Annotated in this window: 23 protein-coding genes; 21 read left to right on the top strand and 2 right to left on the bottom strand. The window is 44.5% G+C overall.

The genetic code is table 11. From position 1 onward, the window contains the following. Positions 1–55 precede the first annotated feature (55 nt). Complete coding sequence (gene galU, locus R7Z50_RS19565; RefSeq protein WP_005381239.1) at positions 56–928, bottom strand: UTP--glucose-1-phosphate uridylyltransferase GalU; 873 nt, start codon at positions 926–928, stop codon at positions 56–58. 159 nt (positions 929–1,087) lie between these two features. After that, positions 1,088–1,732, bottom strand: a complete 645-nt coding sequence (locus R7Z50_RS19560; RefSeq protein ID WP_033907423.1) for a LuxR C-terminal-related transcriptional regulator — start codon at positions 1,730–1,732, stop codon at positions 1,088–1,090. A gap of 277 nt (positions 1,733–2,009) precedes the next feature. On the opposite strand from R7Z50_RS19560, the gene R7Z50_RS19555 reads away from it, so the two are divergent. From R7Z50_RS19555 to mreD, 21 genes are all read left to right on the top strand, one after another. Beyond that, positions 2,010–2,549, top strand: coding sequence for a single-stranded DNA-binding protein (locus tag R7Z50_RS19555; RefSeq protein ID WP_005381235.1), 540 nt, complete (start codon positions 2,010–2,012; stop codon positions 2,547–2,549). A gap of 242 nt (positions 2,550–2,791) precedes the next feature. Further along, positions 2,792–4,801: an RNase E specificity factor CsrD gene (csrD, locus tag R7Z50_RS19550; protein ID WP_213894249.1), complete on the top strand. Its 2,010-nt coding sequence runs from the start codon at positions 2,792–2,794 to the stop codon at positions 4,799–4,801. A gap of 11 nt (positions 4,802–4,812) precedes the next feature. Next, positions 4,813–6,258 (top strand): MSHA biogenesis protein MshI, encoded by a 1,446-nt coding sequence (locus R7Z50_RS19545; RefSeq protein ID WP_318149215.1) that lies wholly within the window; start codon positions 4,813–4,815, stop codon positions 6,256–6,258. Next, positions 6,255–6,905 (top strand): type II secretion system protein GspM, encoded by a 651-nt coding sequence (gspM, locus tag R7Z50_RS19540; protein WP_054577143.1) that lies wholly within the window; start codon positions 6,255–6,257, stop codon positions 6,903–6,905. Before R7Z50_RS19545 ends, gspM begins: the two co-directional genes overlap by 4 nt. Then, on the top strand, positions 6,898–7,230 hold the full coding sequence (locus R7Z50_RS19535) for a hypothetical protein (protein WP_005381196.1): 333 nt from the start codon (positions 6,898–6,900) through the stop codon (positions 7,228–7,230). The genes gspM and R7Z50_RS19535 overlap by 8 nt, the downstream gene beginning before the upstream one ends. A gap of 20 nt (positions 7,231–7,250) precedes the next feature. After that, on the top strand, positions 7,251–8,891 hold the full coding sequence (gene mshL / locus R7Z50_RS19530) for a pilus (MSHA type) biogenesis protein MshL (RefSeq protein ID WP_054575326.1): 1,641 nt from the start codon (positions 7,251–7,253) through the stop codon (positions 8,889–8,891). 44 nt (positions 8,892–8,935) lie between these two features. Continuing rightward, the gene (locus tag R7Z50_RS19525; RefSeq protein WP_053303467.1) at positions 8,936–9,781 is read left to right on the top strand and encodes an ExeA family protein; all 846 of its coding nucleotides are present in this window, start codon (positions 8,936–8,938) and stop codon (positions 9,779–9,781) included. Next, positions 9,778–10,872 (top strand): tetratricopeptide repeat protein, encoded by a 1,095-nt coding sequence (locus R7Z50_RS19520; protein ID WP_193837563.1) that lies wholly within the window; start codon positions 9,778–9,780, stop codon positions 10,870–10,872. Before R7Z50_RS19525 ends, R7Z50_RS19520 begins: the two co-directional genes overlap by 4 nt. After that, entirely contained in the window at positions 10,869–12,593 is a 1,725-nt protein-coding gene (locus tag R7Z50_RS19515) for a GspE/PulE family protein (RefSeq protein ID WP_005381188.1), read from the top strand. The genes R7Z50_RS19520 and R7Z50_RS19515 overlap by 4 nt, the downstream gene beginning before the upstream one ends. An 8-nt stretch (positions 12,594–12,601) precedes the next feature. Next, entirely contained in the window at positions 12,602–13,825 is a 1,224-nt protein-coding gene (locus tag R7Z50_RS19510) for a type II secretion system F family protein (protein WP_225492039.1), read from the top strand. Positions 13,826–13,828: 3 nt separating this feature from the next. After that, a complete protein-coding gene (locus R7Z50_RS19505) occupies positions 13,829–14,290 on the top strand; it encodes an MSHA biogenesis protein MshF (RefSeq protein WP_225492038.1) in 462 nt (153 codons plus the stop codon). Positions 14,291–14,581: 291 nt separating this feature from the next. Further along, the gene (locus tag R7Z50_RS19500) at positions 14,582–15,082 is read left to right on the top strand and encodes a type II secretion system protein (protein WP_225492037.1); all 501 of its coding nucleotides are present in this window, start codon (positions 14,582–14,584) and stop codon (positions 15,080–15,082) included. 67 nt (positions 15,083–15,149) lie between these two features. Continuing rightward, positions 15,150–15,374 carry a Tfp pilus assembly protein FimT/FimU gene (locus R7Z50_RS19495; protein WP_225492036.1) on the top strand — a complete coding sequence of 75 codons (225 nt, stop codon included), beginning with the start codon at positions 15,150–15,152 and terminating at the stop codon, positions 15,372–15,374. Between the two features lie 124 nt (positions 15,375–15,498). Continuing rightward, entirely contained in the window at positions 15,499–15,978 is a 480-nt protein-coding gene (locus R7Z50_RS19490) for a type II secretion system protein (RefSeq protein WP_225462007.1), read from the top strand. After that, entirely contained in the window at positions 15,975–16,556 is a 582-nt protein-coding gene (locus R7Z50_RS19485) for a type II secretion system protein (RefSeq protein WP_124009117.1), read from the top strand. Before R7Z50_RS19490 ends, R7Z50_RS19485 begins: the two co-directional genes overlap by 4 nt. Next, positions 16,556–17,269: a PilW family protein gene (locus R7Z50_RS19480; protein WP_225492035.1), complete on the top strand. Its 714-nt coding sequence runs from the start codon at positions 16,556–16,558 to the stop codon at positions 17,267–17,269. The genes R7Z50_RS19485 and R7Z50_RS19480 overlap by 1 nt, the downstream gene beginning before the upstream one ends. Then, a complete protein-coding gene (locus R7Z50_RS19475) occupies positions 17,259–17,693 on the top strand; it encodes an MSHA biogenesis protein MshP (protein WP_186584633.1) in 435 nt (144 codons plus the stop codon). Before R7Z50_RS19480 ends, R7Z50_RS19475 begins: the two co-directional genes overlap by 11 nt. A gap of 8 nt (positions 17,694–17,701) precedes the next feature. Next, entirely contained in the window at positions 17,702–21,757 is a 4,056-nt protein-coding gene (locus R7Z50_RS19470; RefSeq protein ID WP_318149214.1) for a DUF6701 domain-containing protein, read from the top strand. Between the two features lie 151 nt (positions 21,758–21,908). Beyond that, positions 21,909–22,952 (top strand): rod shape-determining protein, encoded by a 1,044-nt coding sequence (locus tag R7Z50_RS19465; protein ID WP_005381144.1) that lies wholly within the window; start codon positions 21,909–21,911, stop codon positions 22,950–22,952. Positions 22,953–23,102: 150 nt separating this feature from the next. Further along, positions 23,103–23,999 (top strand): rod shape-determining protein MreC, encoded by an 897-nt coding sequence (gene mreC / locus R7Z50_RS19460; protein ID WP_005381142.1) that lies wholly within the window; start codon positions 23,103–23,105, stop codon positions 23,997–23,999. After that, positions 23,989–24,477 (top strand): rod shape-determining protein MreD, encoded by a 489-nt coding sequence (gene mreD, locus R7Z50_RS19455; RefSeq protein WP_005381141.1) that lies wholly within the window; start codon positions 23,989–23,991, stop codon positions 24,475–24,477. Before mreC ends, mreD begins: the two co-directional genes overlap by 11 nt. The last annotated feature ends 1 nt before the right edge of the window (position 24,478 follow it).

Below are 24,478 nucleotides of genomic sequence, written 5' to 3'. Positions count from 1 at the left end.
AAGCCCAGCGTTGTGCTGGGCTTTCGATACAGTAATTTCGTACTAAGACGATGCTTTATACTGCTTTTTGTGTTGCGTGCTTACCTAGCTCAGAGGTTTTTTCATCTTTTAGATACAGGTTTTCAAAACAATAGTTAGTTGCTTCGATGTAACCTTCAACGCTACCACAGTCAAAGCGTTTGCCCTTGAATTTGTAAGCCAATACACAGCCCGCTTTTGCTTGTTTAAGCAGCGCGTCCGTGATTTGAATTTCACCACCTTTACCAGGTTCAGTGTTTTCGATCAGTTCAAAAATATCGGGAGTCAGGATGTAGCGGCCAATGATAGCAAGGTTGCTAGGCGCCGTGCCTTTCTCTGGTTTTTCTACCATGTCGTCTACACGGTAGATGTCGTCTTTGATCATTTCACCAGAGATAACGCCGTATTTGTGTGTTTCTTCGGCTGGTACTTCTTGCACTGCAACGATAGAACAGCGGAACTGCTTAAATAGTGCCACCATCTGAGCCAGTACGCCCTCTTGCTCGTTCACACAAAGGTCATCAGCAAGAACAACAGCAAATGGCTCATCGCCTACCAATTCTCGTCCAGTTAGAATCGCGTGGCCCAAGCCTTTCATTTCGCGTTGACGTATATAAGTGAAGTTTGCAGATTCAATGATTTCACGGATATCTACCAACAGCTCTTCTTTGTTGGTACCGCTAATCTGATGTTCCAGTTCGTAGTTCTTATCAAAGTGGTCCATGATCGAGTGCTTGCCACGACCTGTCACAATACACATGCCGTTCATACCAGCTTGGATTGCTTCTTCGACACCGTATTCAATAAGCGGTTTGTTCACGACTGGCATCATCTCTTTTGGCATAGATTTCGTTGCCGGTAGGAAGCGTGTGCCATAGCCTGCAGCAGGGAACAGACATTTTTTTATCATTGGGGGAATATCCTATCTCGTTTTTATCAAGAATCTGCGCATAACTTTAACACGAGAGGTATCAATGAATCATGAATAAAGTAGGAAAAAATGTGAGACTCGGTGCGGAAAAAAGATGAGCGACTCGTCATTTCAGTTATCAGAGCCGCTCACATTGCATCACGACATTAAGTTTTGGTCTGCCCAGGCGATTGCCTGTACTCGGTTCTTTACGGATAGCTTTTTGAATATCTGATACAAGTGCGATTTGATGGTGAATTCACTGACGAATAACTCTTCGGCCATCTGACTGTTCGAGGCGCCAGCTTGTAGGCAACGCAGTACTTGTAGCTCACGAATGGTTAGGTCTACCGTAGCTGGTGCAGTATGAGTATTAATGACATTGCGGTAATAGTGTAAAAGTTGACTGGTTACATTACGCGGCAGCCAGTTTTGACCGTTAACAATGCCTTTTAACCCTTCTCCAATTTGCTCTAGCGTATCTTCAGAATAAAACACACCTTTTAATTGACCAAATGAAAGAAGTTCATCCGTGGTTAGTCTTTTAGGCACGTTGAAGACAACGGTTTCAAAGTTTTTCCATACAAGAGGCAAGTTTTTGATCGATTGAACAAGTGATTTATGTTCACTGAAGTCGATCAGTAGAATTTTATTACGGTGTTGTGGCTTGGCTTCCATGAGTGCTTCGGTTGAAATCACCGGGATGCTCATATCAATGTACTTTTCGAGTGCCGCCACTTTTTTTTGCGCATTATCTTCCATACTGATCAGAAATAGCTTTCTTGCGTAAGCCGACTTTCTCACGTGTTCCAATCTCCCTGGGTTCAATAGAAGCCATAAACTGGCATTAAAGAGAGGCCATAACCATCGCTTTACTGAATAAATGCGTTCGAATTCAAAGCTTCACGAAACGATGTCTGCAACGCGAATCAAAAATGCTACACACGTAAGTTGAAATACGATTTGGGTTCTAGAGGGTGACTCAATAGATCACAATGGTATTAGACTTTAATCAAAACATTAAAGCGTGCTATTCTAATGCGCTAAAATTTTATATATCCAGAGTGAAACGGAGCACATCATGGCCAGCCGTGGAATTAACAAAGTTATTTTGGTGGGGAATCTAGGTAACGACCCTGAAATTCGTTACATGCCGAATGGCGGTGCAGTAGCAAACATTACTATTGCGACTTCTGATTCATGGCGTGATAAAGCGACTGGCGAACAGCGCGAAAAAACGGAATGGCACCGTGTTGTGTTGTTCGGCAAACTTGCGGAAGTAGCAGGTGAGTACTTGCGTAAAGGCTCTCAAGTCTACATTGAAGGGCAACTGCAAACTCGCAAATGGCAAGATCAAAGTGGTCAAGATCGCTACTCAACTGAAGTCGTTGTTCAAGGCTTCAATGGTGTGATGCAAATGCTTGGCGGTCGTGCTCAAGGTGGCGGCGCACCTATGGGCGGTCAACAGCAGCAACAAGGTGGATGGGGTCAGCCTCAACAGCCAGCTCAGCAGCAGTACAATGCGCCTCAGCAACAGCAACCACAACAACAGGCTCCGCAGCAATCACAGCAGCAGTACAATGAGCCACCAATGGATTTTGACGACGATATCCCGTTCTAAATTCTGCTTATGCTTGAATCGAAAAGGCCGCGAATATCGCGGCCTTTTTTATTGTCGCAATCTAATGATCTCACAGGCTTATCTTGGCAAGGTTAGGCGTAACAATAAAACTTATCAATGAGTGTGATTTTCTTTATGCTCCAGCCTCTCACTATCAGACTAATCCGATTGTTTGATGAACTCTTATCAAGTATAAATATTTCAATAAGGTATATGATGAATAAAAAAGGAATTTGGTATTCATGAGGTATACCCCAACTCTTAAGTTAAGCACACGGCTGGTGGCCTTCGTCACCATGATCGTTATCTGCGCCATGTTTATCTTGTTTGTCGGTGGCACCCTCTCTTTTAAACGTCTTGGGCAGGAATATCTCACCCATTATTTAGAAGGGATCGTAGAGGTGGTCGACAAGGAGATGGAAGATCCTGACGCCGCTTATTCTATGCAGCGCTGGATGCCGAAAATGCTGCAGGCTTCCAATATTGTCGAAATGACGTTGTCGACCAACAACGCCGTTGTTTATCGCTTCAAAGATACTTCTCATCAAATGGAAGCGTCAGTCTTGTTTGAGGCTGAGTACCAGTTGACTCACAATCAAGATTACACGATTCACTTTAAAGCAATTCCCCCTTACTTAGGTTACAGCTACTCAATGCAGGCGCTTTGGTCGATCACGCTTGCCGTTATATTGATCATCTTCTGCTTAATGCGCGGCGTGGCATGGCTTAAGGAACAATTAGAAGGCTCCGAAATGCTCGAAGAGCGAGGCAGAATGATCCTGGCTGGTAGGGTGGAGCAGTATGCCAAAGGTGACAAAAAAGAATGGCCTTACACCGCCAGTGAAGCGCTCGATGTATTAATCGAAGAGTTACAAGATGCGCGTCAAGAGCGAAGCCGATTTGATACCTTTATTCGAACTCAAACCTTCCTTGATAAGCTAACCGGTACCGCTAACCGAGTGTTATTTGATAGCAAGTTGGAATCGGCGTTACTAGAAAGTGGGGCTCGCGGCGCCGTGTTGCTAGTGCGTATTCAAGACTGGAAACTGGTTGAAGAAGAGCAAGATAAGCAAATTACGGATGAGTTTATTGTTGAAGTTGGGAGTTTATTGTCCAATTTAGTTCAACGATACCCAGATGTTGTATTTTCCCGTTATTACGATGCTGATTTTGCGCTTTTTCTACCGCACCAAAGTGCGAAAGATGTGGCTAACCTCGCCTCGCAATGCATTCGCCAGTTAGAAAAGTTAATGCCGCCAGAGCCACTTGATCCAGACAACTGGTGCCATATTGGCATCACCACTTATAAAGAAGGTGAGCGACACAGCCAAATCATTGATGAAGCCGAGACTGCTTTGCGTAGTGCGCAACTACAAAATAACAATAATTGGAGTCGCTTCAAAAAATGGAACCACGATGAAGAAGCTCGCGGAAGTGTGAGGTGGAGAACGTTATTTGACACAGCACTTACACCTGAAAGTGTGATACTCTACGCACAATCTGTGCACCCAATAAGTGACGCGACGCATAAAAAATCATTATATGAAGAGTTAACATGTCGGATTCGCGATCCTGAGAATGGGATTGTTAAAGCGTCTCGGTTCATTTCTGCGATCAGACAGGTTGGTTATGAAGCGCAAATGGATAAGTCGGTTATTAATAAATTCTTAAGAGATTTTAAGGATAATTTTGATAACTCAAGATCGTATGCGCTCAATTTGAATGTAACGCCATTTTCTAACCGAGAGTACTTTAAATGGTTTCGTGATGAACTCTTACAGTTGTCACGTGAGCAGAGAAAGTGTCTCAGTTTTGAGTTTGTTGAAGCACAATTTGTAAGACACTTAGACTTTATGCGACCAGTCGCTAAAATGCTGGCCGGTTTAGGGTGCCACTTAATGGTTGGGCAGGCTGGGCGTACCATCGTCAGCACTCACTATTTAAAAGAAGTGGACATTCGTTACCTTAAACTTCATCGCAGTTTAGTAGCAAAAATCGACCAACGACATGAAAACCAGCTATTTGTCCGCAGTATGCTAGGTGCGGCGGCAAACAGTAAAACTAAAATTATAGCAGTGGGAATTGAGAATCAGAACGAGCTCAACACATTAATTGAGCTCGGGGTTTATGGTGGGCAAGGACGTTACTTTTCTGCGGAGCAGCAGTTTCTTCCTCGTCCCCAAGCGTTGCCGAATTCTCAATCAGAATCCCAAGTTAAATTGGGAAGACGAAATCGCTGGCGGAAAAAATAAAGATAATAATCATGGATTTCAAAGCACTATTCGACAAGCTTAAGCGATCATCTAGTGGTGATCGCTCCTGCTTTTTGGTTATTCAGCCAGACGCCGTTTATTTATCATCTTCAATCAAAAGTAGTCGTCCATACCAATTTGATATTTCTGAGTCCAATTGGGAAAAAGCCGTTGAGCAAGCATTGAGCGTTGCAGCGAGTGCGTATGATTCATTAACGGTTGTTCTTTCTCATAACTATTACCAGATGTACCAAATCGACAAACCGGTCATGCCGCGTCAAGAATGGCCAGCCGCATTACCGTTTTTGTTGAAAGAACTGATCTCTGAGCGTGCCATCGACATTATTGCCGATGCGGTCGAGTTACCGAATTCAACCAAAGTGCAAGCATATGTCTTATCGCGAAAAATATTGGATAAGATTGTGTTACTGGCCAGTCGAGCCCAGTTACCATTAGAAGCCATTCTTCCTGAAGACGATATTTGGGGAGAGACTGCGGGTGAACTAGGAAACTTCCTATTATTACAACGCAGTGTGCGTGGTCATTTCCGTATAAGCGCTTTTGTCGAAAATACTATTGCGTTCCACCGCTCTATTCGCAGTGTGACGCCACCGTTAACGGGGGTTCCGTCTAGCGATTTACAGATGGACAGTCTGTCGTTAGAACTGCAACGTTCGATTGACTATCTTTCATCTCAGTTACGCCACGTGCAATTACATCAATTGAAAGTGTGCTGTGATGAAGAGGATGAGAGCGAGCTTGTTCAGGCTCTGAACTACCGTTTAAGTACTAAGGTTTCACCGTTATTACCACCAGAACATGAGCTATCAGGACATGTTTTGGCTGACACTTCGGCTACTTCAAATACTCGACGCGTCAACTTATATCCCGATTACTTAAAGCCGAAAAAAGAGCTCCTGACGCTAAAAAATATCGCGTTATCTTGGGGCGTTGCGGCGGCTGCAATTCTATTTTCTTACGGTTATGTCACTTGGCAGAGCAGCGGTTTGGAAGATGAGATTGCTATTGTAAAAAGTAAAGGCGATATCATGAAGTCAGAGCTTGAACGTTATCAAGTCAAGCTACGTAAGCATCAACCTGACAATAATAAGCTGGCAGCTAAAGCCCGCTTAGAACGTGAAGTCAAGGCGAAGCGAGACTCGCTTAAAGCTGTCGGGAAATACGATGACTCGCAACGCACGGGTTACTCTGGCGTGATGCAATCATTAGCGAAGCTAGGAAACCAAGAAATTTCTTTGTCCGAAATTCGAATCAATACCCATACCTTAGACCTGAAGGGACTAGCGAAAAAACCGAGCTCAGTGCCAAATTGGGTTAGCCAATTTAAAAACGAAATTAGCTTGGTTGGTCGAACGTTTGACGACGTCAAAATAGGTCGAAATGATAAGGATATTGTGACGTTTGAACTAAAAACGCGCGAGGATAAAGAGAAATGAACGAATTCTGGCTCTCATTAGAAGGGCGCTTTGGCGAAATGAGTACGCGTGAAAAAGTGCTCACCGCATTATGCGGTTTAGTTGTCGTGATCATGTTGCTCTTTACGCTGGTATTGGAGCCAAAGCTTAACGAGATCATCAGTAATGAGAGGCAACTAAGTAATTTAAAGCAAGCCAATCAAAAGATTGAAATCGATACGCTACGTATTCAGGCGCAACTTAAGAAAGATCCAAATGCTGAGGTTGATCGCGCGATATCTAATCTGTTAGCTGAGAGTCAGCATCTTTCGATGCAATTAGCGGAGATCATCGAGCATCTTATTACACCTTCGCAAATGGCTGAGCTGCTTGAAAATGTGTTGGAGCAGCAAAGTGGCATTCACCTTTTGTCTCTGCAAACCTTGCCATCTGAGCCAATAACGGAAGATAAAGAAGCATCGCAATACTCTGGTTACTACGTGCATCCTGTTCGTATGGAACTGACTGGTGACTATTTTTCTATTGCTAATTATCTGAATAAATTGGAGAGCCTTCCTGCGAGTTATTACTGGCGCAGCTTTAGTTATAAAGTCGAAGAGTACCCGAAAGCGAAGCTTGTGTTAGAAGTCTACACACTAGGATCTAGAGAGGAGTTTATTGGTGGTTAACAAACTCATCATCTCATTGCTTGTTATGGCAGCGGCAGGAACCGCTTGGGCAAACCAAGACCCAACGGCCCCACTTGGTTGGGAAAAGCCAGCGGTTGAAACGTCAGCGAAACCAAAAGTTAAACGGTATCGACTGCCTAAGCTCAACAGTATTGTGTGTAAGCCAAGTACTGATTGTATCGCGATTATGGATAACAAACTTGTCGAAAAAGGCGAGCTATTTAAGGGTTATCGCGTCGCGAGCATTAATAGTGAATTTGTAACTTTAAAGCGTGGTAACCGTCAGTGGGACCTAGAGCTTTTTGATTTAAACGTAAAACAATAATAACCAGAGCCCGATCAGATATGCGCAAATTAGTTGTAGGAATAGCGATTGCTTCTTTAATGGGATGTTCAATGGGTCATCGGAATCCAGTGGAAGTTAAAGAAGCGCTCAATGAATCTATCAATCAAGCGAACAGCCGCACATTGGAAGAAATCCCTTCTTCTGTTGAGGCAGACTTGATGCCAAATTTAGACTCGAACGTTGCATCAGAGCAAGGCACCTCGAAGCGTTTTCGTATTCAAGCGAATGCGGTCGATGCAAGAAGCTTTTTCGCTTCGTTGGTGAAAGGCACAGAGTACAGCGTGGCGATTCACCCATCGGTACAAGGTAATATCACTGTCAACTTGTCTGATGTGACATTGGATGAAGTTCTGAATGTCGTACAGAATATGTATGGCTATGACGTGGTGAAGTCTGGCAAAGTTATTCAAATCTACCCAGCAGGTATGCGTACTGTGACCATTCCAGTCGATTACCTGCAGTTCAAGCGTTCTGGTCGCTCATTAACCAGCATTGTTACGGGCTCTGTAACCTCGGCTGGTACGTCTAATTCTGGTGGTAGCTCAGACAGTTCTGACTCGTCAGACTCTAACAATGGAAACAACAACGATAGCTCAACCACATCTACGGGTGGTACACGCATTGAAACCATCACTGAAAGTGATTTCTGGCCGATGCTGCAGCAAGCTGTTGCGAATCTAATTGGTTCAGGCAAAGGGCAAAGTGTGGTTGTAACGCCACAAGCGGGAGTTATTACGGTTCGAGCATTTCCAGATGATATTCGCGAAGTACGCGAGTTCTTAGGTGTATCGCAGGAGCGCATGCAGCGCCAGGTCATTCTTGAAGCTAAAATCCTAGAAGTGACGTTGAATGATGGCTACCAACAAGGCATCAACTGGTCAAACTTATCGGCGTCAATTGGTAACTCGGGTAGTATCGTAGTCAACCGCCCTGCATCGGCATTACCACCATTGGATGCGATTGGCACGCTATTGGGCGGTCAAACCAACGTGACTATTTCGGATGGTAACTTCAATGCAGTGTTGAGCTTTATGTCTACGCAAGGTGACTTGAACGTCCTTTCGAGCCCTCGTATTACCGCTGCCAACAACCAAAAATCTGTCATCAAAGTCGGTACCGATGAGTACTTTGTTACCGAGCTATCGAGTAATGCAGGCAACGGTGAAAACTCAAATGCAGTTCCTGAAGTGGAACTGACGCCATTCTTCTCGGGTATTTCCCTCGATGTGACTCCGCAAATTGATAACAAAGGCAATGTGTTCCTGCATGTTCACCCCGCAGTTATTGAAGTTACAGAAGAAGTGAAGCAATTGAACTTGGGCGGAGATTTCCAAAACATCCAACTGCCATTAGCGAAAAGCTCTATTCGTGAATCAGACTCGGTTATTCGTGCTAAAGATGGCGATGTTGTGGTTATCGGCGGGTTGATGAAACAGCAAAATCGTGAGCTTGTTTCTAAAGTCCCATTTTTGGGCGATGTACCAGCATTGGGGCATTTGTTCCGCAACGTGAATAACGTAACTGAGAAAACAGAATTGGTCATCTTGCTAAAACCGACCGTAGTTGGCGTGAACTCTTGGCAGAAAGAGCTAGAGCGCTCTCGTGATCTGCTGCAAGAGTGGTTCCCAGATGCGCAATAAGCGCTGGGAAAGGTTCTGTTTTTCAATAGGTTTGTGATTCGAGTATGTACTTGTCACACTTTGGGTTCCGAGTTCAGCCTTTTTCGTTAACCCCAAATACAGAAATGTTCTTGGGGTTAGTCCCTCACTATGAGGCGATCCAAACCATCCTAGCTGCCGTGCAAATGGGAGAAGGGGTGATTAAGGTGACGGGAGAAGTCGGCACTGGAAAAACCATGGTATGCCGTAAGCTGATCGAGCAGATTGAATCTGAAGTTGAGCTTATTTACTTACCCAATCCAGTGTTGAATGGGGAACAGTTGCAGTTTGCTGTCGCCAGAGAGTTAGGTATCGAGAACGATGATCCGCTGCGCATCGTTTCCCTCATTCAAGAGCACTTGATTCAAGTACATTACTTGGGAAAGAAAACCGTCTTGATCGTTGATGAAGCGCAAGCTCTTTCCCCACAAGCTTTAGAAACATTGCGTCTATTTGGCAACCTAGAAACGGAACAAGATAAGCTCATTCAATTGGTGTTATTCGGACAACCTGAGTTGGATGAAAGATTGGCTAACCATGAGCTAAGGCAGTTTCGTCAACGCATTACGTTTAGCTGCCAGTTACGTCCTCTCTCTATCGATGAAGGCGTGGCTTACATCAATAATCGTTTAGATAAAGCAGGCAATGGGGCGCACATTTTTTCTATTGAACAGAAAAAAGCGATTTGGCGTTCATCCATGGGGATTCCGCGCTTGATAAACCAAATTAGCCACAAGTCGTTGCTTGCTGCATTTAATGAGCGTTGCACACTATTGAAAAATCATCACGTTTACGCCGCTATGCACGATACGTTTGATGCCCGTAAACCTAAGTTTAAAACACCCGTATTTTGGGGATGGAGTCAACCTTGAGTGCCATCAATAAAGCATTATCAGAACTTGCTGAAAAAACATCGCCGTCAGAGCTTACTCGTGCGGAGATTCCAAGAGTCTCACGCAGTAAACCTTGGCTTTGGCTTGTCGCCGGTTTTTCGTTAAGCCTTGCGGTTGGTAGCTGGGCGGTCTCTCGCGGTCCTGTCCCTTCAGGCGAGCTATCACAGTTTCAAACCGACGCTATGCCACTGTCGTCTGTGAATGTCTCACCAATTGTTTCATCGGAGCGCACTCACTCGCCAACGAGTAAAATGACGCCCGATACAACTCAAGTGGTTTACACTAAACCAGCCACACAGCAGGTAGTGCAACAGCCTCACATACAAGAGACTGATAGGTTCACGCCAAGATCTGAGATAAATATCGCCTCTGAAGATGCAGTTTTACTCGCACAGTTAGCAACGATGCCGAGCGAGGAGCAATACGATCACGTAACCCACACGACATCAGAAAACAGCTCAATGCGTATTGAGCAGGTTGAGCTTACTCACCGCCAATTATCTCTTAAAGCGGTTAGCCGAGCGGAAAAGGCACTCGATGCTAACGATATGCAAACGGCGTTATCGGCTTATGCCGAGGCGTTGCGTTATGAGCCAATGAATGCAGACACGCGTCAAAAGTTATCAGCGTTGTACTTTGGTAAAGGTGACACGCGTAAAGCATATGAGATTATTCAAGAAGGCATCAACCTAGATACGAACAACCAAGTACTCCGCTTGGCCTTGTCTAAGTTGTTAGTGAAAGCTAATCAACCTGAAGCGGCGCTGAGCCCGCTTGTTCATTTGCCTCCAGTACCAAGTCGAGATTACTTGGCGATGCGTGCGGCATTGGCACAAAAACACAAGCAAAATGACATTGCGCTTGAGAGCTATCAACTCCTAACTCAGCGTGAGCCGGAAAACGCGCGCTGGTGGTTAGGTTTGGCTATTCAACAAGAGCGCGCCCTGGCTTTTACTGCCGCGATTAACTCTTACAACCAAGCTCTGGGTAAAGTTGGCATTTCGAATCAATCGCAAGCATTTATCCGTGACCGTTTGAGCATCTTGAAAGAGTTGGAGAGCGCACAATGAAAATTCAGTTGAGAAAACGCTTGGGCGATCTTCTGGTTGAGGAAGGTATCGTCTCTGAAGAACAAATCCAGCAAGCACTAAACGCACAACGCAGTACCGGGCAGAAGCTAGGGGATGCGTTGATTGACCTTGGCTTTATTACCGAAAAGCAAATGTTGGACTTCTTGTCTCAGCAGCTTGGTTTGCCACTGATCGATCTTGGTCGTGCGCCTGTGGATGCCGAAGCCGTGCAGATTCTACCTGAGGTACACGCACGTCGCTTACGTGCGATGGTCGTTGCTCGAAATGGGGACACCCTGCGCGTTGCTATGAGTGACCCTGCGGACTTGTTCATCCAAGAATCATTGATGAACTTGTTGGGACAATACAACCTTGAGTTCATTGTTGCTTCAGAGCGTCAGCTTATTTCAAGCTTTGACCGTTATTACCGCCGTACTAAAGAGATCGCCTCCTTTGCTGAACAGCTGCATGAAGAGCATAAAGATGTACAAAGCTTTGATTACGGTATTGATGAAGCCGATAGTGAAGAGGTTACCGTTGTAAAGCTGGTTAATTCCATGTTTGAAGATGCGGTACAGGTTGGAGCTTCGGATATTCATATTGAGCCAGACGATCAAGTATTGCGTTTGCGCCAGCGTATTGATGGCGTATTGCATGAAACGCTCTTAAATGAAGTGAATATTGCATCGGCTTTGGTTCTTCGACTGAAGTTGATGGCACACCTAGATATTTCTGAAAAGCGCTTGCCGCAAGATGGCCGATTCAATATCAAAGTTCGTGGCCAGTCAATTGATATTCGTATGTCGACGTTACCAACGCAGTACGGAGAATCTGTAGTAATGCGTCTGCTTAACCAGTCTGCTGGTTTGCGTCCGTTAGAAGAGTCGGGCTTGCCGCCAGACTTGCTTGCTCGCTTACGTCGACAGCTGGCGCGTCCGCACGGCATGATTTTGGTTACCGGGCCGACAGGTTCCGGTAAAACCACCACGCTTTACGGCGCATTGAGTGAGCTCAACGAACCTGGGAAAAAGATCATTACAGCAGAGGACCCGGTTGAATATCGTCTGCCTCGCATCACTCAGGTACAGGTTAACAGTAAGATCGATCTAACTTTCTCGCGTGTTCTTAGAACCTTTTTACGTCAAGACCCAGACATCATTCTTGTTGGTGAGATGCGTGATCAAGAGACGGTAGAAATTGGTCTGCGAGCTGCACTAACGGGTCACTTAGTATTGAGCACTCTTCACACCAACGATGCTGTCGACAGTGCGTTACGTATGATCGATATGGGTGCGCCGGGTTACTTGGTTGCTAGTGCAGTCAGAGCTGTGGTGGCGCAGCGTCTTGTGCGCCGAGTTTGCCCAGATTGTAAAACAGAAGACCACTTAGATGAGTCTCGCCAGCAGTGGTTAGCTGGGCGTTTCCCAAATCAAGTTAGCACCATTTTTTATAAAGGCGCAGGTTGCCAAAACTGTAACTTGACTGGTTATCGAGGCCGAATCGGTGTGTTTGAAATGCTCGAACTTGAGCAAGAGATGATGGATAAATTGCGCGCTAATGATGCGGTTGGCTTTGCGCAAGCCGCGCGCCGCTCAGAAAACTATAAGCCACTGCTTGCTTCTGCAATGGAACTGGCGCTACAAGGCACCGTCAGTTTGGATGAAGTGATGACCCTAGGTGAGGGTGATGCTTCTGGTAAGACTGATCCCATTTTCATATAGGTAAGTGAATGCCAACTTTTCGTTATCAAGGCCGCACGCTAGACGGCTCATCCACTAACGGCAAAATCGAAGCAGTGAACTCAGAAGCTGCGGCGGAAGCATTGATGAATAAAGGGGTCATCCCGCTCAATGTACGTTTAGAGAAAGAGTCGGCAAAAAGCAAAGTGAGCTTATCTAAGCTATTTGTGCCTGCTATTCCGTTGGAAGTAATTATTCTTTTCTCTCGCCAGTTGTTTAGTTTGACTAAAGCTGGCGTACCTTTGCTGCGCTCTATGCGTGGCTTGTTGCAAAATTGCGAAAACAAACAGCTCAAAGAGGCGCTAGAAGATGTCGTTTCTGAACTGAGTAATGGCCGAGGTTTGTCTTCTGCGATGCAGCAACACAGTAAAGTATTCAGCCCACTGTTCGTTTCTATGATCAACGTCGGTGAGAATACGGGTCGGCTTGACCAAGCGCTATTGCAACTGGCGAATTACTACGAACAGGAACTTGAGACTCGCAAACGCATTAAAACGGCGATGCGTTATCCAACGTTTGTCATTATCTTTATCACCATCGCCATGTTTGTATTGAATATCTTGGTGATCCCTGAGTTTGCATCGATGTTCACGCGCTTTGGGGTTGAGCTACCATTGCCGACGCGTATTTTGATCGCGACTTCTAATTTCTTTGTTAATTATTGGGTGTTGCTGGTTGTGGCAATGATTGGCGCGTTTACGGTGTTCAGAGCGTGGGTGGCGACGGCTGATGGTCGGGAGAAGTTCGATAAGTTTCGGCTTCGGCTGCCAATTGTAGGCGATATCGTTAATCGTGCGCAGCTTTCTCGTTTTGCCAGAACCTTTTCGTTGATGCTGAAATCAGGGGTGCCACTTAACCAGTCTTTGGCTTTGGCCGGGGAAGCCTTAGGGAACCGTTTTTTAGAAAATCGAATTCTTGAAATGAAGTCCGCAATTGAAGCGGGTAGCACCATTTCAGTGACGGCCATCAACAGTAAAATATTCACCCCATTGGTGATTCAGATGATTGCAGTAGGTGAAGAAACTGGTCGTATTGATGAGTTGCTGCTGGAAGTGTCGGACTTTTACGATCGAGAAGTCGATTACGATCTAAAAACACTGACCGCAAGAATAGAACCATTACTTTTGGTGATTGTCGCAGGCATGGTCATGGTGCTGGCATTGGGTATCTTCTTACCAATGTGGGGAATGCTCGATATCATCAAAGGCGGCTAATAGGTGGTTGAAAATCAAAGCCGAGCAACGCTTATTGTGTTTGGGGTTATTGCTACGATTATGGCGGTGGGTTTGGCGGTCAAATTACGTCCTGTGACCGAGCAAGCACAAGTGACTGGGGCTAAGTTGGCAAGAGTTTGGATGCAAGATAGTGTTCAGCGTTATCGTCAAGCTTGGCTCGTAAAAGGCGAGCCAGAACATATGCTGATGGATGGTTTTAACCTTACTATGACTGAGGACGGGTTAGTGTCTCCCTTTACTCAGCAAGGTGTATTAGATTGTGGTTATTGGCTAGCGGTGCATTACCCCCAACGTAAAATAATGACCAACAAGTTAATAGATATCAGTGGAGCCATCAAAACTGATCGTTATGTCTGTCACTATACTTATGAAAATGGTCAGTCGATTGTAGTTATTTCAACAGCTAATCAACTGAAAATAGACGTCGGAATGTCGGCGGAGTGAATTTTTTGACACCTAATCACTATAATTGGTGATGAAAGTCGGTATAATGCAATCATTACCATAAGTAAGACGCTGTAATAGAGAGTAAACAATAATGTGTTTTTCTCATTGCAGCATGAACTGAATAATGGCGAATCGTCATTCTGCTCAAGCGGTAGATACAGTATCCACTTCACGGTCAGTTTTAGTGAACGTTGCTGCCCCAAACCGTTTTGACAATATCCAAAATGGTCGCGTGACCTAAACGAAACTTTGCAGTTGTACTGCATGCTTACATAGAGAGAGTAAACAATGAAAAGACAAGGTGGTTTCACCCTTATCGAATTGGTAGTGGTAATTGTAATCCTAGGTATTCTAGCGGTCACTGCAGCACCACGTTTCCTTAACCTGCAATCGGATGCTCGTGAATCAGCTCTTCAAGGTCTAAAAGGTGCGATCGATGGTGCTTCTGGTATTGTATTTGGTAAAGCTGCAATTGAGGGTGTTGAGACCAAAACAACTGCGGATAAAGTTACTGTTGAAAATGTAAAAATCAACTACGGTTATCCACAAGCACTTGCTGGTGGTCTAGATAACGCTGTGAATGGTCTAACTCAGGATTGGGCTCTTGTAAATGAAGGTACAGATCCTGAAACGTTAGTAGCGACTTTTGTAAGTGGTGATCTAAAGCCAGGCTTTGATACCAAAGCTAATACTGTTGAGAAAGTAAAAGCAAGTGAATGTTACGTTACATACACTGAAGCAACTTCAAGCGCGGTTGCTACTACGATTGTGACTGATAGAGGTTGTTAATGTAATTCCTAAGGCCAGCTAGTCTGGCCTTTATCTCTTTATTTTGATTAATCTCGGAATAGTTCATATGCGCAAATCATCGGGTCTTAGTGCAATAGAGTTTGTGGTTGTACTGATTATCTTAGGCGTGATCGGTTATGTGGTATTACCAAGATTTATCAGCTTTGAACCAGAGACTTACGAAGCAAAGTGGGAGCAAACTAAGAAAACCGCTGAGCACGTTTCTGAAACGTTAAGCAATAAAGAAACTTACGATCGAATTGAAGAAGAGATTGGCCGTTCAAAAGAGTAAAGTAACTAGACATTGGTTATTTGTTCGTCTGTTCACACTTCGAATCGAAAAATTATAAACCTATCATTAATCTCATAATTTCATCGTATACTTATCTCGCTTGTTCTAAGCCTAAGGTTGGGTTATGAAAATTCGCAGCTCTGCATTAGGATTCACTTTAATGGAGTTAATCCTCGTGATTGTTCTCCTCTCTATCCTTTCACTTTTTGCAGCCAGCCGTTTTATGGGCTCAGGCAGTTTTTCTGGATATGCATTACAAGAACGCGTGATTTCTGTGATTCGCCAAGTACAAGTGAATCGTATGCAGTCGAATGTTGCAAGTCCTGATAACAATTTTCGTTTACAAGTTTCTAGCTCATGTGTTGGTTCGGTTGCTGCCTGTGCACTAACAGGTAGTGCACAAGATGCCCGTAGTGACGTGGTTATCGATAAGTCCGCAAAGTTTTCCGTTATCAGCGGTGCCGCAAATACAATTAATTTTAACCTTCTCGGCAATCCTGTAAGTGGTGCTGTAAACATCTTAATTGAAGATAAACATGGTCGAAGCCGTTGCCAAGTTGAAATTAATTCTCAAGGTTATGTTTCTAAAGGTACATGCTCATGAAGAAATCTAGTGGCATGACGTTAATAGAAATGATCATCGCGATTGTTTTAATGGGCATTGCGATGGTGGCGTTTACTTCTTTTCTTGTCCCTCAAATTCGAGATTCCGCCATTCCTCATTATCAAACTCGTGCCGCTGCATTAGGCCAAGGTTTTATGTCTCAGATGTTGGCGCGAGGCTTTGATGAGAACAGCGATTTTGATGGTGGTACTGTTCGATGTGGTGAGAATGGAGTGAGCTGCACTGACGTAAATAAATTAGGTGCGGATAAAAAACTAGACGGTTCTTTGGAAACAACGCCTAGTGATTTCAACGATGTAGATGACTATATCGGGTGTTGGAGCACATCTACAACGGCTTCTCAGTGTGATGGTATCCCTAGAGGGAATATTAGTGATGTACTTGGTGCGGATAGTACTGAGCAGTACAAAAACTTTAGATTAGAAGTTAGCGTTGCCTATGATGATCTGACGGATAAAGCTCCCGATGAAATAACCGAATACAAAAAAGTAACATTACGGATTTTTGCGGGGAACACGCAGCCCCTTACTTTAACAGCTATTAAGGGGAACTACTGATGAAAGATCGTGGTTTCACCTTAATGGAAATGATAGTTACGATTGTGGTCGGCAGCTTCATCATGTTGGGGATAGCTGGGTATGTCCAGTTAGGAATGAAAGGTTACGCTGATACTATCGATCGCCAACGAATACAAACACAGGCTCAGTTTGTTTTAGAAAAGATGACCCGAGAAATCCGCCATGCCGTGCCAAATAGTTTTCATGAGCCAGCTGGGACAAGCAATTGTTTGGAGTTTGTACCCATTGAATATTCTGGTTTTTACACGTTTAAGAATAACGACTTAGAGTTTTTGCTAGGTAATGACTCAACGCTTAATCCTATTCCTGCGAATCGCAGGATGGTGATAAATCCGAGCCGATATGAAGATTTACAATCAACTTCTTCGCGAAATATAGCCATTGGTGGTTTAGCTAAAACAGGTAAGGTTTTTGTTGTTAGTGGGGGGGCAAGTACGATTACGGGATCCTCTGTTTCTAGCCGTCTTTATATTTATCAAGAGAAGTCGGAGGTTCGCTACTGTTTTGATACCAAGCGAGTTACGCGAAATGGTATTACGGTTGCGGATAGTGTCGATACGTCCGTAAGTGGTATGCGTTATCTAGAGCCAACTCTGCAACGAGGTGGTTTAGTTCATATCAATTTAGAGTTTGAGCAGGATGGTGAACGTAGTGTGTATCAACAAGATGTGCAGGTGCTCAATGTCCCATAGAAGAAACTCCAGCGGAAATGTACTAATCATCGTGTTGTTCGTCATTATTGTAATGGGATATTTGGCTTCCTCTTTAATGAAAGTGACATGGTCGAATCAAAGCGGATTAACAAGAGAGTTTTTGGGAACAAAAGCTTGGTTTGTTGCTCAGTCTGCAAATGAGTGGGCATTGACAAGGTTATATCCCATCAATGGTACGAGTGATAGCGTCGCGACAATCTGCACAAATACGGTAAGCGGTGCAATGCCTAATGTCACACAAGGGACCGGATGTAGGCTTAGCCCAATGAGTTGTGTAGATTTAGGCACTTTAAACTTAGGAACACCAGCAGCAGAGTCACTATTTAGGGTGCAAGCTACGGCCGTTTGTGGCTCGGGCTTATCGCAAGTTGAGCGCCAGCAAGAGATTTGGGTTCGGGAGTAATAACAAGAATGAAAAAACTGATTTGCTTAGCCTTGATATGTATGATGAGTACGGCGAACGTTCTCGCTAAGGTTCACGATATTACGCCAAGTTGGGACTGGGTGAGGTGGGTCCCTGAAGGTGCAAGCGATTTGTGTGATAACGGTAGTTACCAAGATCGATTTAATTTTTTTGTTAGGCCTACAACCTACCTATGCCCGAACGGACTCACGTTGAATAACGGCGATACTATTGTGTCTGATAGTAAAATGACGATTCGTGTACGAGGTACTATTCAACTCGCTGGCAACAACCAGATCGGTAAATCTAATGCTCATATTGACCTTATTAACGAGACCAGCGATGTTATCGGAGATAACGGTGGCTATGATATTTATGGTGATATTGAGTCGCACGGTAAAATTCAACTTAAGAACCGATCGCATGTTTATGGTTCGATCTTGTCCACGCATGGGGAGGTTATTCTTTCTCAAGCGGTTATTGAAGGAAATGTTACGAGTAAAACGAGCACGATAAAAACCGAACAAAGCGACAATATCATTCGCGGTAACGTTGAAGCTGCTGGAACGGTTACGTTGAAGCAAACCCATGTCGAAGGTAGCGTGACAAGTATCGGTGGTGAGGTGAAAACTGAGCAAAGCGGGAATGAAATTCAAGGTGATATTTCTGCATCAAGCCGGGTTACATTAAATGAAACAAAAGTTACGGGTGACGTTACCAGTAAGGGCTTAGAGGTTATTTTAGAAGCCAATAACCAAGTACACGGAAATATTCTCGCTCTACATAAAGTCGATATTAAAAACTCATTGGTTTGTGGCCGGGTAGAATCAACAGGTAGCGAAGTATCGTTGACTAACTCTAAACTCGATCAAAATCGAGGTGTTTATACTCTTAGTGAAGCGATTCAGTCCCACGGGAAAGCCACAGTAAAAAGCTCGACCGTCTGTGGTTCTGTTAACTCAAAATCACATTCTTACGAGTACAATGATAGTGACATTTATTGTGGTGTAGATGATCCCAACTGTCAGCCCCCCCAGACCGGAGAGTGCCCAATAGAGGCTGTAGCCTCACTTTGTCCTGAATTAGTTCCTGTTATTCCGCCAACACAGCAATGTTCACTATTACCAGAAGAAAACTTCAATTCAGGTTCATTGTCAAACTGGTCGGTGATGGGCTTTGGTACCAGTGACGAGCCCCATATCTCTGATGGACGTTTCATCTTAAACTCAAATAAACCAGAGCAGGCAACAGCCTCTGCATATAACTATATTTTTCCTTCAGATCAGAACTATTTAGAGATTGAGTTTGATCACAATGCATATGGTGGGAATGGTGCTGACGGTGTTGCGCTGGTGATTTCTGATGCGAGTGTCCCTCCTCAAACCGGGGCATTTGGTGGTCCGCTTGGTTACGGGATGAAGCTTCTAAAGAATCACTACCCTGAAGTCTCCAAAGATGTAGAAGGCTTTGCTGGTGGTTGGCTAGGTATTGGTATTGATGAGTTTGGTAACTACATTCGTGAAGGGAGCGAGAAAATCGTTTCAAATAGTGTTGCTGATAATGTTGGGGTGCGTGGACAGGGCGTCCAAGATGCGAATGGTAAGTGGTTGAAAGGTTATCCGTATATCACTGGCAAAAAATACAGCAGCTCGTTGGATAATCGAAAAGGTAAAGAGAAACTGCATCGTTATAAAGTAGTTTTAAATTCGCGTAACACCGATACGATAACGCTGGCTGTATTTCGAAAAGTCGGAAAAAATGGCGGATGGGATCCTGTTATCGAAGAGTTTAACGTTTTGGAAAAAGGTGGTTTTAACTATATTCCAGATAACTTCCGTCTGTCGGTAACGGCATCCACAGGTATGCTTACCAATACGCATGATATTGATAACTTCCGAGTCTGTGCGGACAAGTACTCGCGATTAACAGATGGTATTCATCATTTCGAGTTTGACTACTCAGGCTCAGGCAGTACGTGTCAGGCTTCTGATGTGACACTTAGAGCTTGTATGAATGAAAGTTGTTCTGAGCAATATCCTAGAGATGCATACGATGATGGCAGCTTAACGCCTCTCTCTGTCACTTTACTTCCATCTACTGGCAATAATGTTGCCAACTGGGTTGGTGGTACAAATGTACAGTTTGAGAATGAAACTCAGCTTGAGCTGCAAGGTTCAAGAGCTGGCGATATTACTTTGGGTATCGATCAAAGTTCCGTACCACAGTTTGGCTTTGAAGGGGCACGATGTCGAATTAATGGCGGGCCACTATCTGCTAACAACTGTAATGTAACCTTCGCTTCAAATGTGCTTGCGGTGAATGTTAATGATGTAGTTGCTAGTCGCGAAACTACGGGGGAGGACTACCTATCGTTTTGTTCAACTCGAACTGAAGACGGCGGAGAATCTCGCGGTGTTAATATGTCGATTGATTATGAAGTGGCACCGATCGATAGCTCTCAACCTGTCGTGATTTCTTACAAGAAAAAAGTGAAAGATCAGGCTGTGGAATGGAGTTCAAATGTCGAGCTAACCAGAGCTAATAAATACCTGCCTAATGTTTATTTTGATGATGAAGGCAAGGCATTCTTTAAGTTGAGATACTCTGAAGCTGGAAAGGTCAAACTTAAAGCCAGTGTTGAAGGTGTTGATGACTCGGATGGATTCGGCAGCTTCGTTAGTTTTCCTTCAAAACTGAAAGTTACTGCAAAGAGTGGTGATAAGAGCGGAGAGTGCACCAACAGTGAAAATGGCTGTTCTTCGGGGTTTGTTGCTGCTGGTGAAGTTTTTGAGTTAACCATCTCGGCATTGCAAGATGATGATACGGTTGCTGAGAACTATCAAGAGAAGACTATTACGGTTAGTAATAAAGTGAAGTACCCGTCTAATGGTTCATTAGCCAAACTTCTAAATGAGAAGCTACCAGAATCAAGTAAATGGTCTCGTGGCAGTGTGACGTTTGATCAATCGGTTTCAGAAGTCGGTGTTTTCGAGCTTATTGCTGAGGCACCAGTTGCTAAAGATGAAAATGGCGATGATATTGGCACATCTCTATATCTTGGTAGTAATGCATTTAAAATAGCCGATGGTAAGTCAACCATTGGGCGCTTCTATCCGGATTACTTTAAAGTCACCGGGACAGAGTGGACCTACCCTGATAATCAGAATCAATCTGTATATATGGGACAGAATTTTGAATCGGTTAAGTTTGAAGTCACAGCATATAACGCTAACGGTTACACAACTCAAAATTATGGTGGTTTTGCCAATTCTTTAAAAGCAGATTTGTATTTGGCTGGTGGTTACTCAGATAGACTTAGCATTTTGGATTCCGATTTGACTAGTGATAACTGGTCGGGAGCTGTGTGGAGCAAAACTTGGGATAACTCAGTTTATTGGCGTAAAGATTTATCTTTGCCGAGTCCCGATGGTCCATTTAATTCAAAACTACCGGCAGACAAGGATAGTTCCATCGAAACGTCTATTTCGCTTTCACTTAATAATAATGGAACTAAAGTATCTGGCTATGTTGATCCTACGATGTTCTTAAAAGAAGGGCAAAATAGCACTGAAGATAGAATGGTTTCGCAACAGCTACAATCGCAACCTGATGTCAGGTTTGGTCGCATAGCTCTGGATGATGTGGGAGTGAATCAGGGTAAATCTGTTAATATCCCCCTTAGAGTGGAGTATTGGAGAGATACCCGATTCGTTTTAAACAGTAAGGATAACGGGACAACAGTGTCCCCAACTCTAAAAAGCCAGGAGCCAGTTTGGCCTGATGATGGCTCCGACTGCGACATTTTACTTGAAGGCGTCAGAACGACGGTTAACGATGGTGCCATGCGTGAACTTATTGCTAAGCAAGAGCGCGCAGACTGTGGACGTCAACAAGCTGAAGTTTGGCTTAATCTCGACCCTAGTGGTAACAACCTCCCTTGGCTCAAATACGACTGGAACAATGATGGCTCCGAAGAAAACCCATCATCCGTCGTCACCTTTGGTATTCATCGAGGTAACGATCGCGTGATTTACCGTGGTGAGCCAGGGTTAACCGGACAGTAACAACTTAGGTTTTTGCCCTTAAGTTAGGAAACTGCAAGAAATTGAGGCTTTCTGCTCATGTTTGTGTACCAATACCTTGCTGTGACAGCGAGGCATTGGTACATTTAGAGCAATTTTTGTCTTCTATATTTTTGCAGGATGAGCGAAGAGTATGTTTAAGAAACTTCGTGGCATGTTTTCTAACGATCTATCTATCGATTTAGGTACAGCCAACACTCTAATTTACGTAAAAGGGCAAGGAATTGTCCTTGATGAACCTTCTGTAGTTGCTATTCGTCAAGATCGTGTAGGTTCTGCAAAAAGCGTTGCTGCAGTCGGTCACGCAGCAAAACAGATGCTTGGTCGTACACCTGGCAACATTTCCGCTATCCGCCCAATGAAAGACGGCGTAATCGCTGACTTCTACGTAACCGAAAAAATGCTTCAGCACTTTATCAAGCAAGTGCATGACAACAGCATCCTAAAGCCAAGCCCACGTGTTCTTGTTTGTGTTCCTTGTGGTTCTACCCAAGTTGAGCGTCGCGCAATTCGTGAATCAGCACTTGGTGCTGGTGCCCGTGAAGTTTACCTAATCGACGAGCCAATGGCGGCGGCAATTGGTGCTGGTTTACGCGTATCTGAGCCGACAGGTTCAATGGTGGTCGATATCGGTGGTGGTACAACTGAAGTTGCCGTTATCTCTCTAAACGGTGTGGTTTACTCATCGTCTGTACGTATCGGTGGTGACCGCTTTGATGAAGCTGTGATCAACTACGTACGTCGTAACTACGGCAGCTTGATTGGTGAAGCAACGGCTGAAAAGATCAAACACGAAATCGGTTCTGCTTACCCTGGTGATGAAGTTCAAGAGATTGAAGTTCGCGGTCGTAACCTTGCAGAGGGTGTGCCACGCAGCTTTAGCTTGAACTCAAACGAGATCCTAGAAGCGCTTCAAGAGCCGCTATCTGGCATCGTATCAGCAGTCATGGTTGCACTAGAACAGTGTCCACCAGAGCTAGCTTCAGATATCTCTGAAAACGGCATGGTGCTAACCGGTGGTGGCGCACTACTGAAAGATCTTGATCGCCTACTTATGGAAGAAACGGGTATTCCTGTGGTTATCGCGGAAGATCCACTAACGTGTGTTGCGCGTGGTGGCGGTAAAGCACTAGAAATGATCGACATGCACGGTGGCGATCTGTTCTCTGAAGAATAAAGGTTTAGGTGAAGCTCATGTCGGGCTTCACCTTCATTTCTGCTCTCTCTGTAATTCAAACATGCTCCATACCTAAAAGTATTTAGTTAAGTATTTTTAGGTTGCCAAGTAAGGCTCAATAATCATGGAAGCAATCAGGTCAAAAACAAGATGAAACCGATTTTCGGCAGAGGTCCGTCTCTGCAATTACGTCTGTTTTTTGCTGTCATCGTGTCGGCGAGCTTAATGCTGGCCGATAGTCGTCTAGATACGTTTTCCAACGTTCGATACCTACTAAACAGTATGGTTGCACCGATTCAGTACGCAGCGAATTTGCCTCGTAGTATGTTCGATGGCGTATTTGAACGTTTTAATTCTCATCAGGCATTGGTTGAAGGCAATCGCAGCTTAAAGCGAGAAGTGCTACGCCTGAAAAGCGAGCTTATCTTGCTCGACCAATATAAAGAAGAAAACCAACGCCTACGTAAGTTGCTAGGATCTTCATTTGTCCGTGATGAAAAGAAAGTCGTGACAGAAGTAATGGCGGTGGATACTTCACCTTATCGTCATCAAGTGGTGATCGATAAAGGCCGTATTGATGGTGTTTACGTTGGTCAGCCTGTTATCAACGAGAAAGGCATCGTCGGTCAGGTTACGTTTGTCGCAGCGCACAACGCACGTGTTCTGCTGCTAACGGACGCGAAAAATGCAATTCCTGTCCAGGTGATCCGCAATGATATCCGAGTGATCGCATCGGGCAATGGTGAAATGGATGAAATCCAACTGGAGCACATTCCAACCAGCACAGATATTCAGGTTGGTGATTTATTGGTGACATCCGGTTTAGGTGGCATTTACCCTGAGGGATATCCAGTCGCGACGGTTACCAATGTGGATCACGATACGCGTCAAGAGTTCGCCTCAATCAAGGCTGAGCCGGTAGTGGAGTTTGATCGCTTACGCTACCTACTGCTGATTTGGCCGAATGAAGACCGTCAACACAAAGTACTGCGGTCCAATGTAGATGAAGGGTTAGAGCAAGAACAAGAGGTAACCGATGGCCAATAATGTATTGAGTAGCCGAATGGTGATTGGCGTCAGTTTCTTCGTTGCGCTGGTACTGCAAACCATTCCATGGCCAGGTGTGTTAGATGTGTTACGTCCGTCATGGTTGTTCCTTGTCACGTGTTATTGGGTGTTGGCACTACCGCACCGAGTGAACGTCGGAACTGCGCTAGTGTTGGGCTTATTGTGGGATATCTTGATCGGCTCAACGCTTGGAATTCGTGGCATGATGATGTCGATCGTTATCTACCTTGTGGCGCTGAATTTCCTGTTGATTCGCAACATGGCATTGTGGCAACAGTCGATTTTAATTGCCTTTTTTACTGCGTTATTGGAAGTTTTGATATTCTGTGGGGAATATTTGAACCAGGACGTAGTATTTAATCCATTATCTCTGTGGACGGCGGCAATAAACTGTATACTTTGGCCATGGATGTTTTTATTAATGCGACGAGTTCGTCGTGCATGGCACGTAAGGTAAA

Source organism: Vibrio sp. 1249-1, assembly GCF_033340495.1.
The sequence above is the reverse complement of the archived record's forward strand: the minus strand, read 5'-3'. Positions and strand labels throughout refer to the sequence as shown.

What these genes read in the sequence shown, in the direction of transcription:
- galU (WP_005381239.1), bottom strand. Translation starts at nt 928, where the DNA reads ATGATAAAAAAATGTCTGTTCCCTGCTGCAGGCTATGGCACACGCTTC.
- R7Z50_RS19555 (WP_005381235.1), top strand. Translation starts at nt 2,010, where the DNA reads ATGGCCAGCCGTGGAATTAACAAAGTTATTTTGGTGGGGAATCTAGGT.
- csrD (WP_213894249.1), top strand. Translation starts at nt 2,792, where the DNA reads ATGAGGTATACCCCAACTCTTAAGTTAAGCACACGGCTGGTGGCCTTC.
- R7Z50_RS19545 (WP_318149215.1), top strand. Translation starts at nt 4,813, where the DNA reads ATGGATTTCAAAGCACTATTCGACAAGCTTAAGCGATCATCTAGTGGT.
- gspM (WP_054577143.1), top strand. Translation starts at nt 6,255, where the DNA reads ATGAACGAATTCTGGCTCTCATTAGAAGGGCGCTTTGGCGAAATGAGT.
- mshL (WP_054575326.1), top strand. Translation starts at nt 7,251, where the DNA reads ATGCGCAAATTAGTTGTAGGAATAGCGATTGCTTCTTTAATGGGATGT.
- R7Z50_RS19525 (WP_053303467.1), top strand. Translation starts at nt 8,936, where the DNA reads ATGTACTTGTCACACTTTGGGTTCCGAGTTCAGCCTTTTTCGTTAACC.
- R7Z50_RS19515 (WP_005381188.1), top strand. Translation starts at nt 10,869, where the DNA reads ATGAAAATTCAGTTGAGAAAACGCTTGGGCGATCTTCTGGTTGAGGAA.
- R7Z50_RS19510 (WP_225492039.1), top strand. Translation starts at nt 12,602, where the DNA reads ATGCCAACTTTTCGTTATCAAGGCCGCACGCTAGACGGCTCATCCACT.
- R7Z50_RS19500 (WP_225492037.1), top strand. Translation starts at nt 14,582, where the DNA reads ATGAAAAGACAAGGTGGTTTCACCCTTATCGAATTGGTAGTGGTAATT.
- R7Z50_RS19495 (WP_225492036.1), top strand. Translation starts at nt 15,150, where the DNA reads ATGCGCAAATCATCGGGTCTTAGTGCAATAGAGTTTGTGGTTGTACTG.
- R7Z50_RS19490 (WP_225462007.1), top strand. Translation starts at nt 15,499, where the DNA reads ATGAAAATTCGCAGCTCTGCATTAGGATTCACTTTAATGGAGTTAATC.
- R7Z50_RS19485 (WP_124009117.1), top strand. Translation starts at nt 15,975, where the DNA reads ATGAAGAAATCTAGTGGCATGACGTTAATAGAAATGATCATCGCGATT.
- R7Z50_RS19480 (WP_225492035.1), top strand. Translation starts at nt 16,556, where the DNA reads ATGAAAGATCGTGGTTTCACCTTAATGGAAATGATAGTTACGATTGTG.
- R7Z50_RS19475 (WP_186584633.1), top strand. Translation starts at nt 17,259, where the DNA reads ATGTCCCATAGAAGAAACTCCAGCGGAAATGTACTAATCATCGTGTTG.
- R7Z50_RS19470 (WP_318149214.1), top strand. Translation starts at nt 17,702, where the DNA reads ATGAAAAAACTGATTTGCTTAGCCTTGATATGTATGATGAGTACGGCG.
- R7Z50_RS19465 (WP_005381144.1), top strand. Translation starts at nt 21,909, where the DNA reads ATGTTTAAGAAACTTCGTGGCATGTTTTCTAACGATCTATCTATCGAT.
- mreC (WP_005381142.1), top strand. Translation starts at nt 23,103, where the DNA reads ATGAAACCGATTTTCGGCAGAGGTCCGTCTCTGCAATTACGTCTGTTT.
- mreD (WP_005381141.1), top strand. Translation starts at nt 23,989, where the DNA reads ATGGCCAATAATGTATTGAGTAGCCGAATGGTGATTGGCGTCAGTTTC.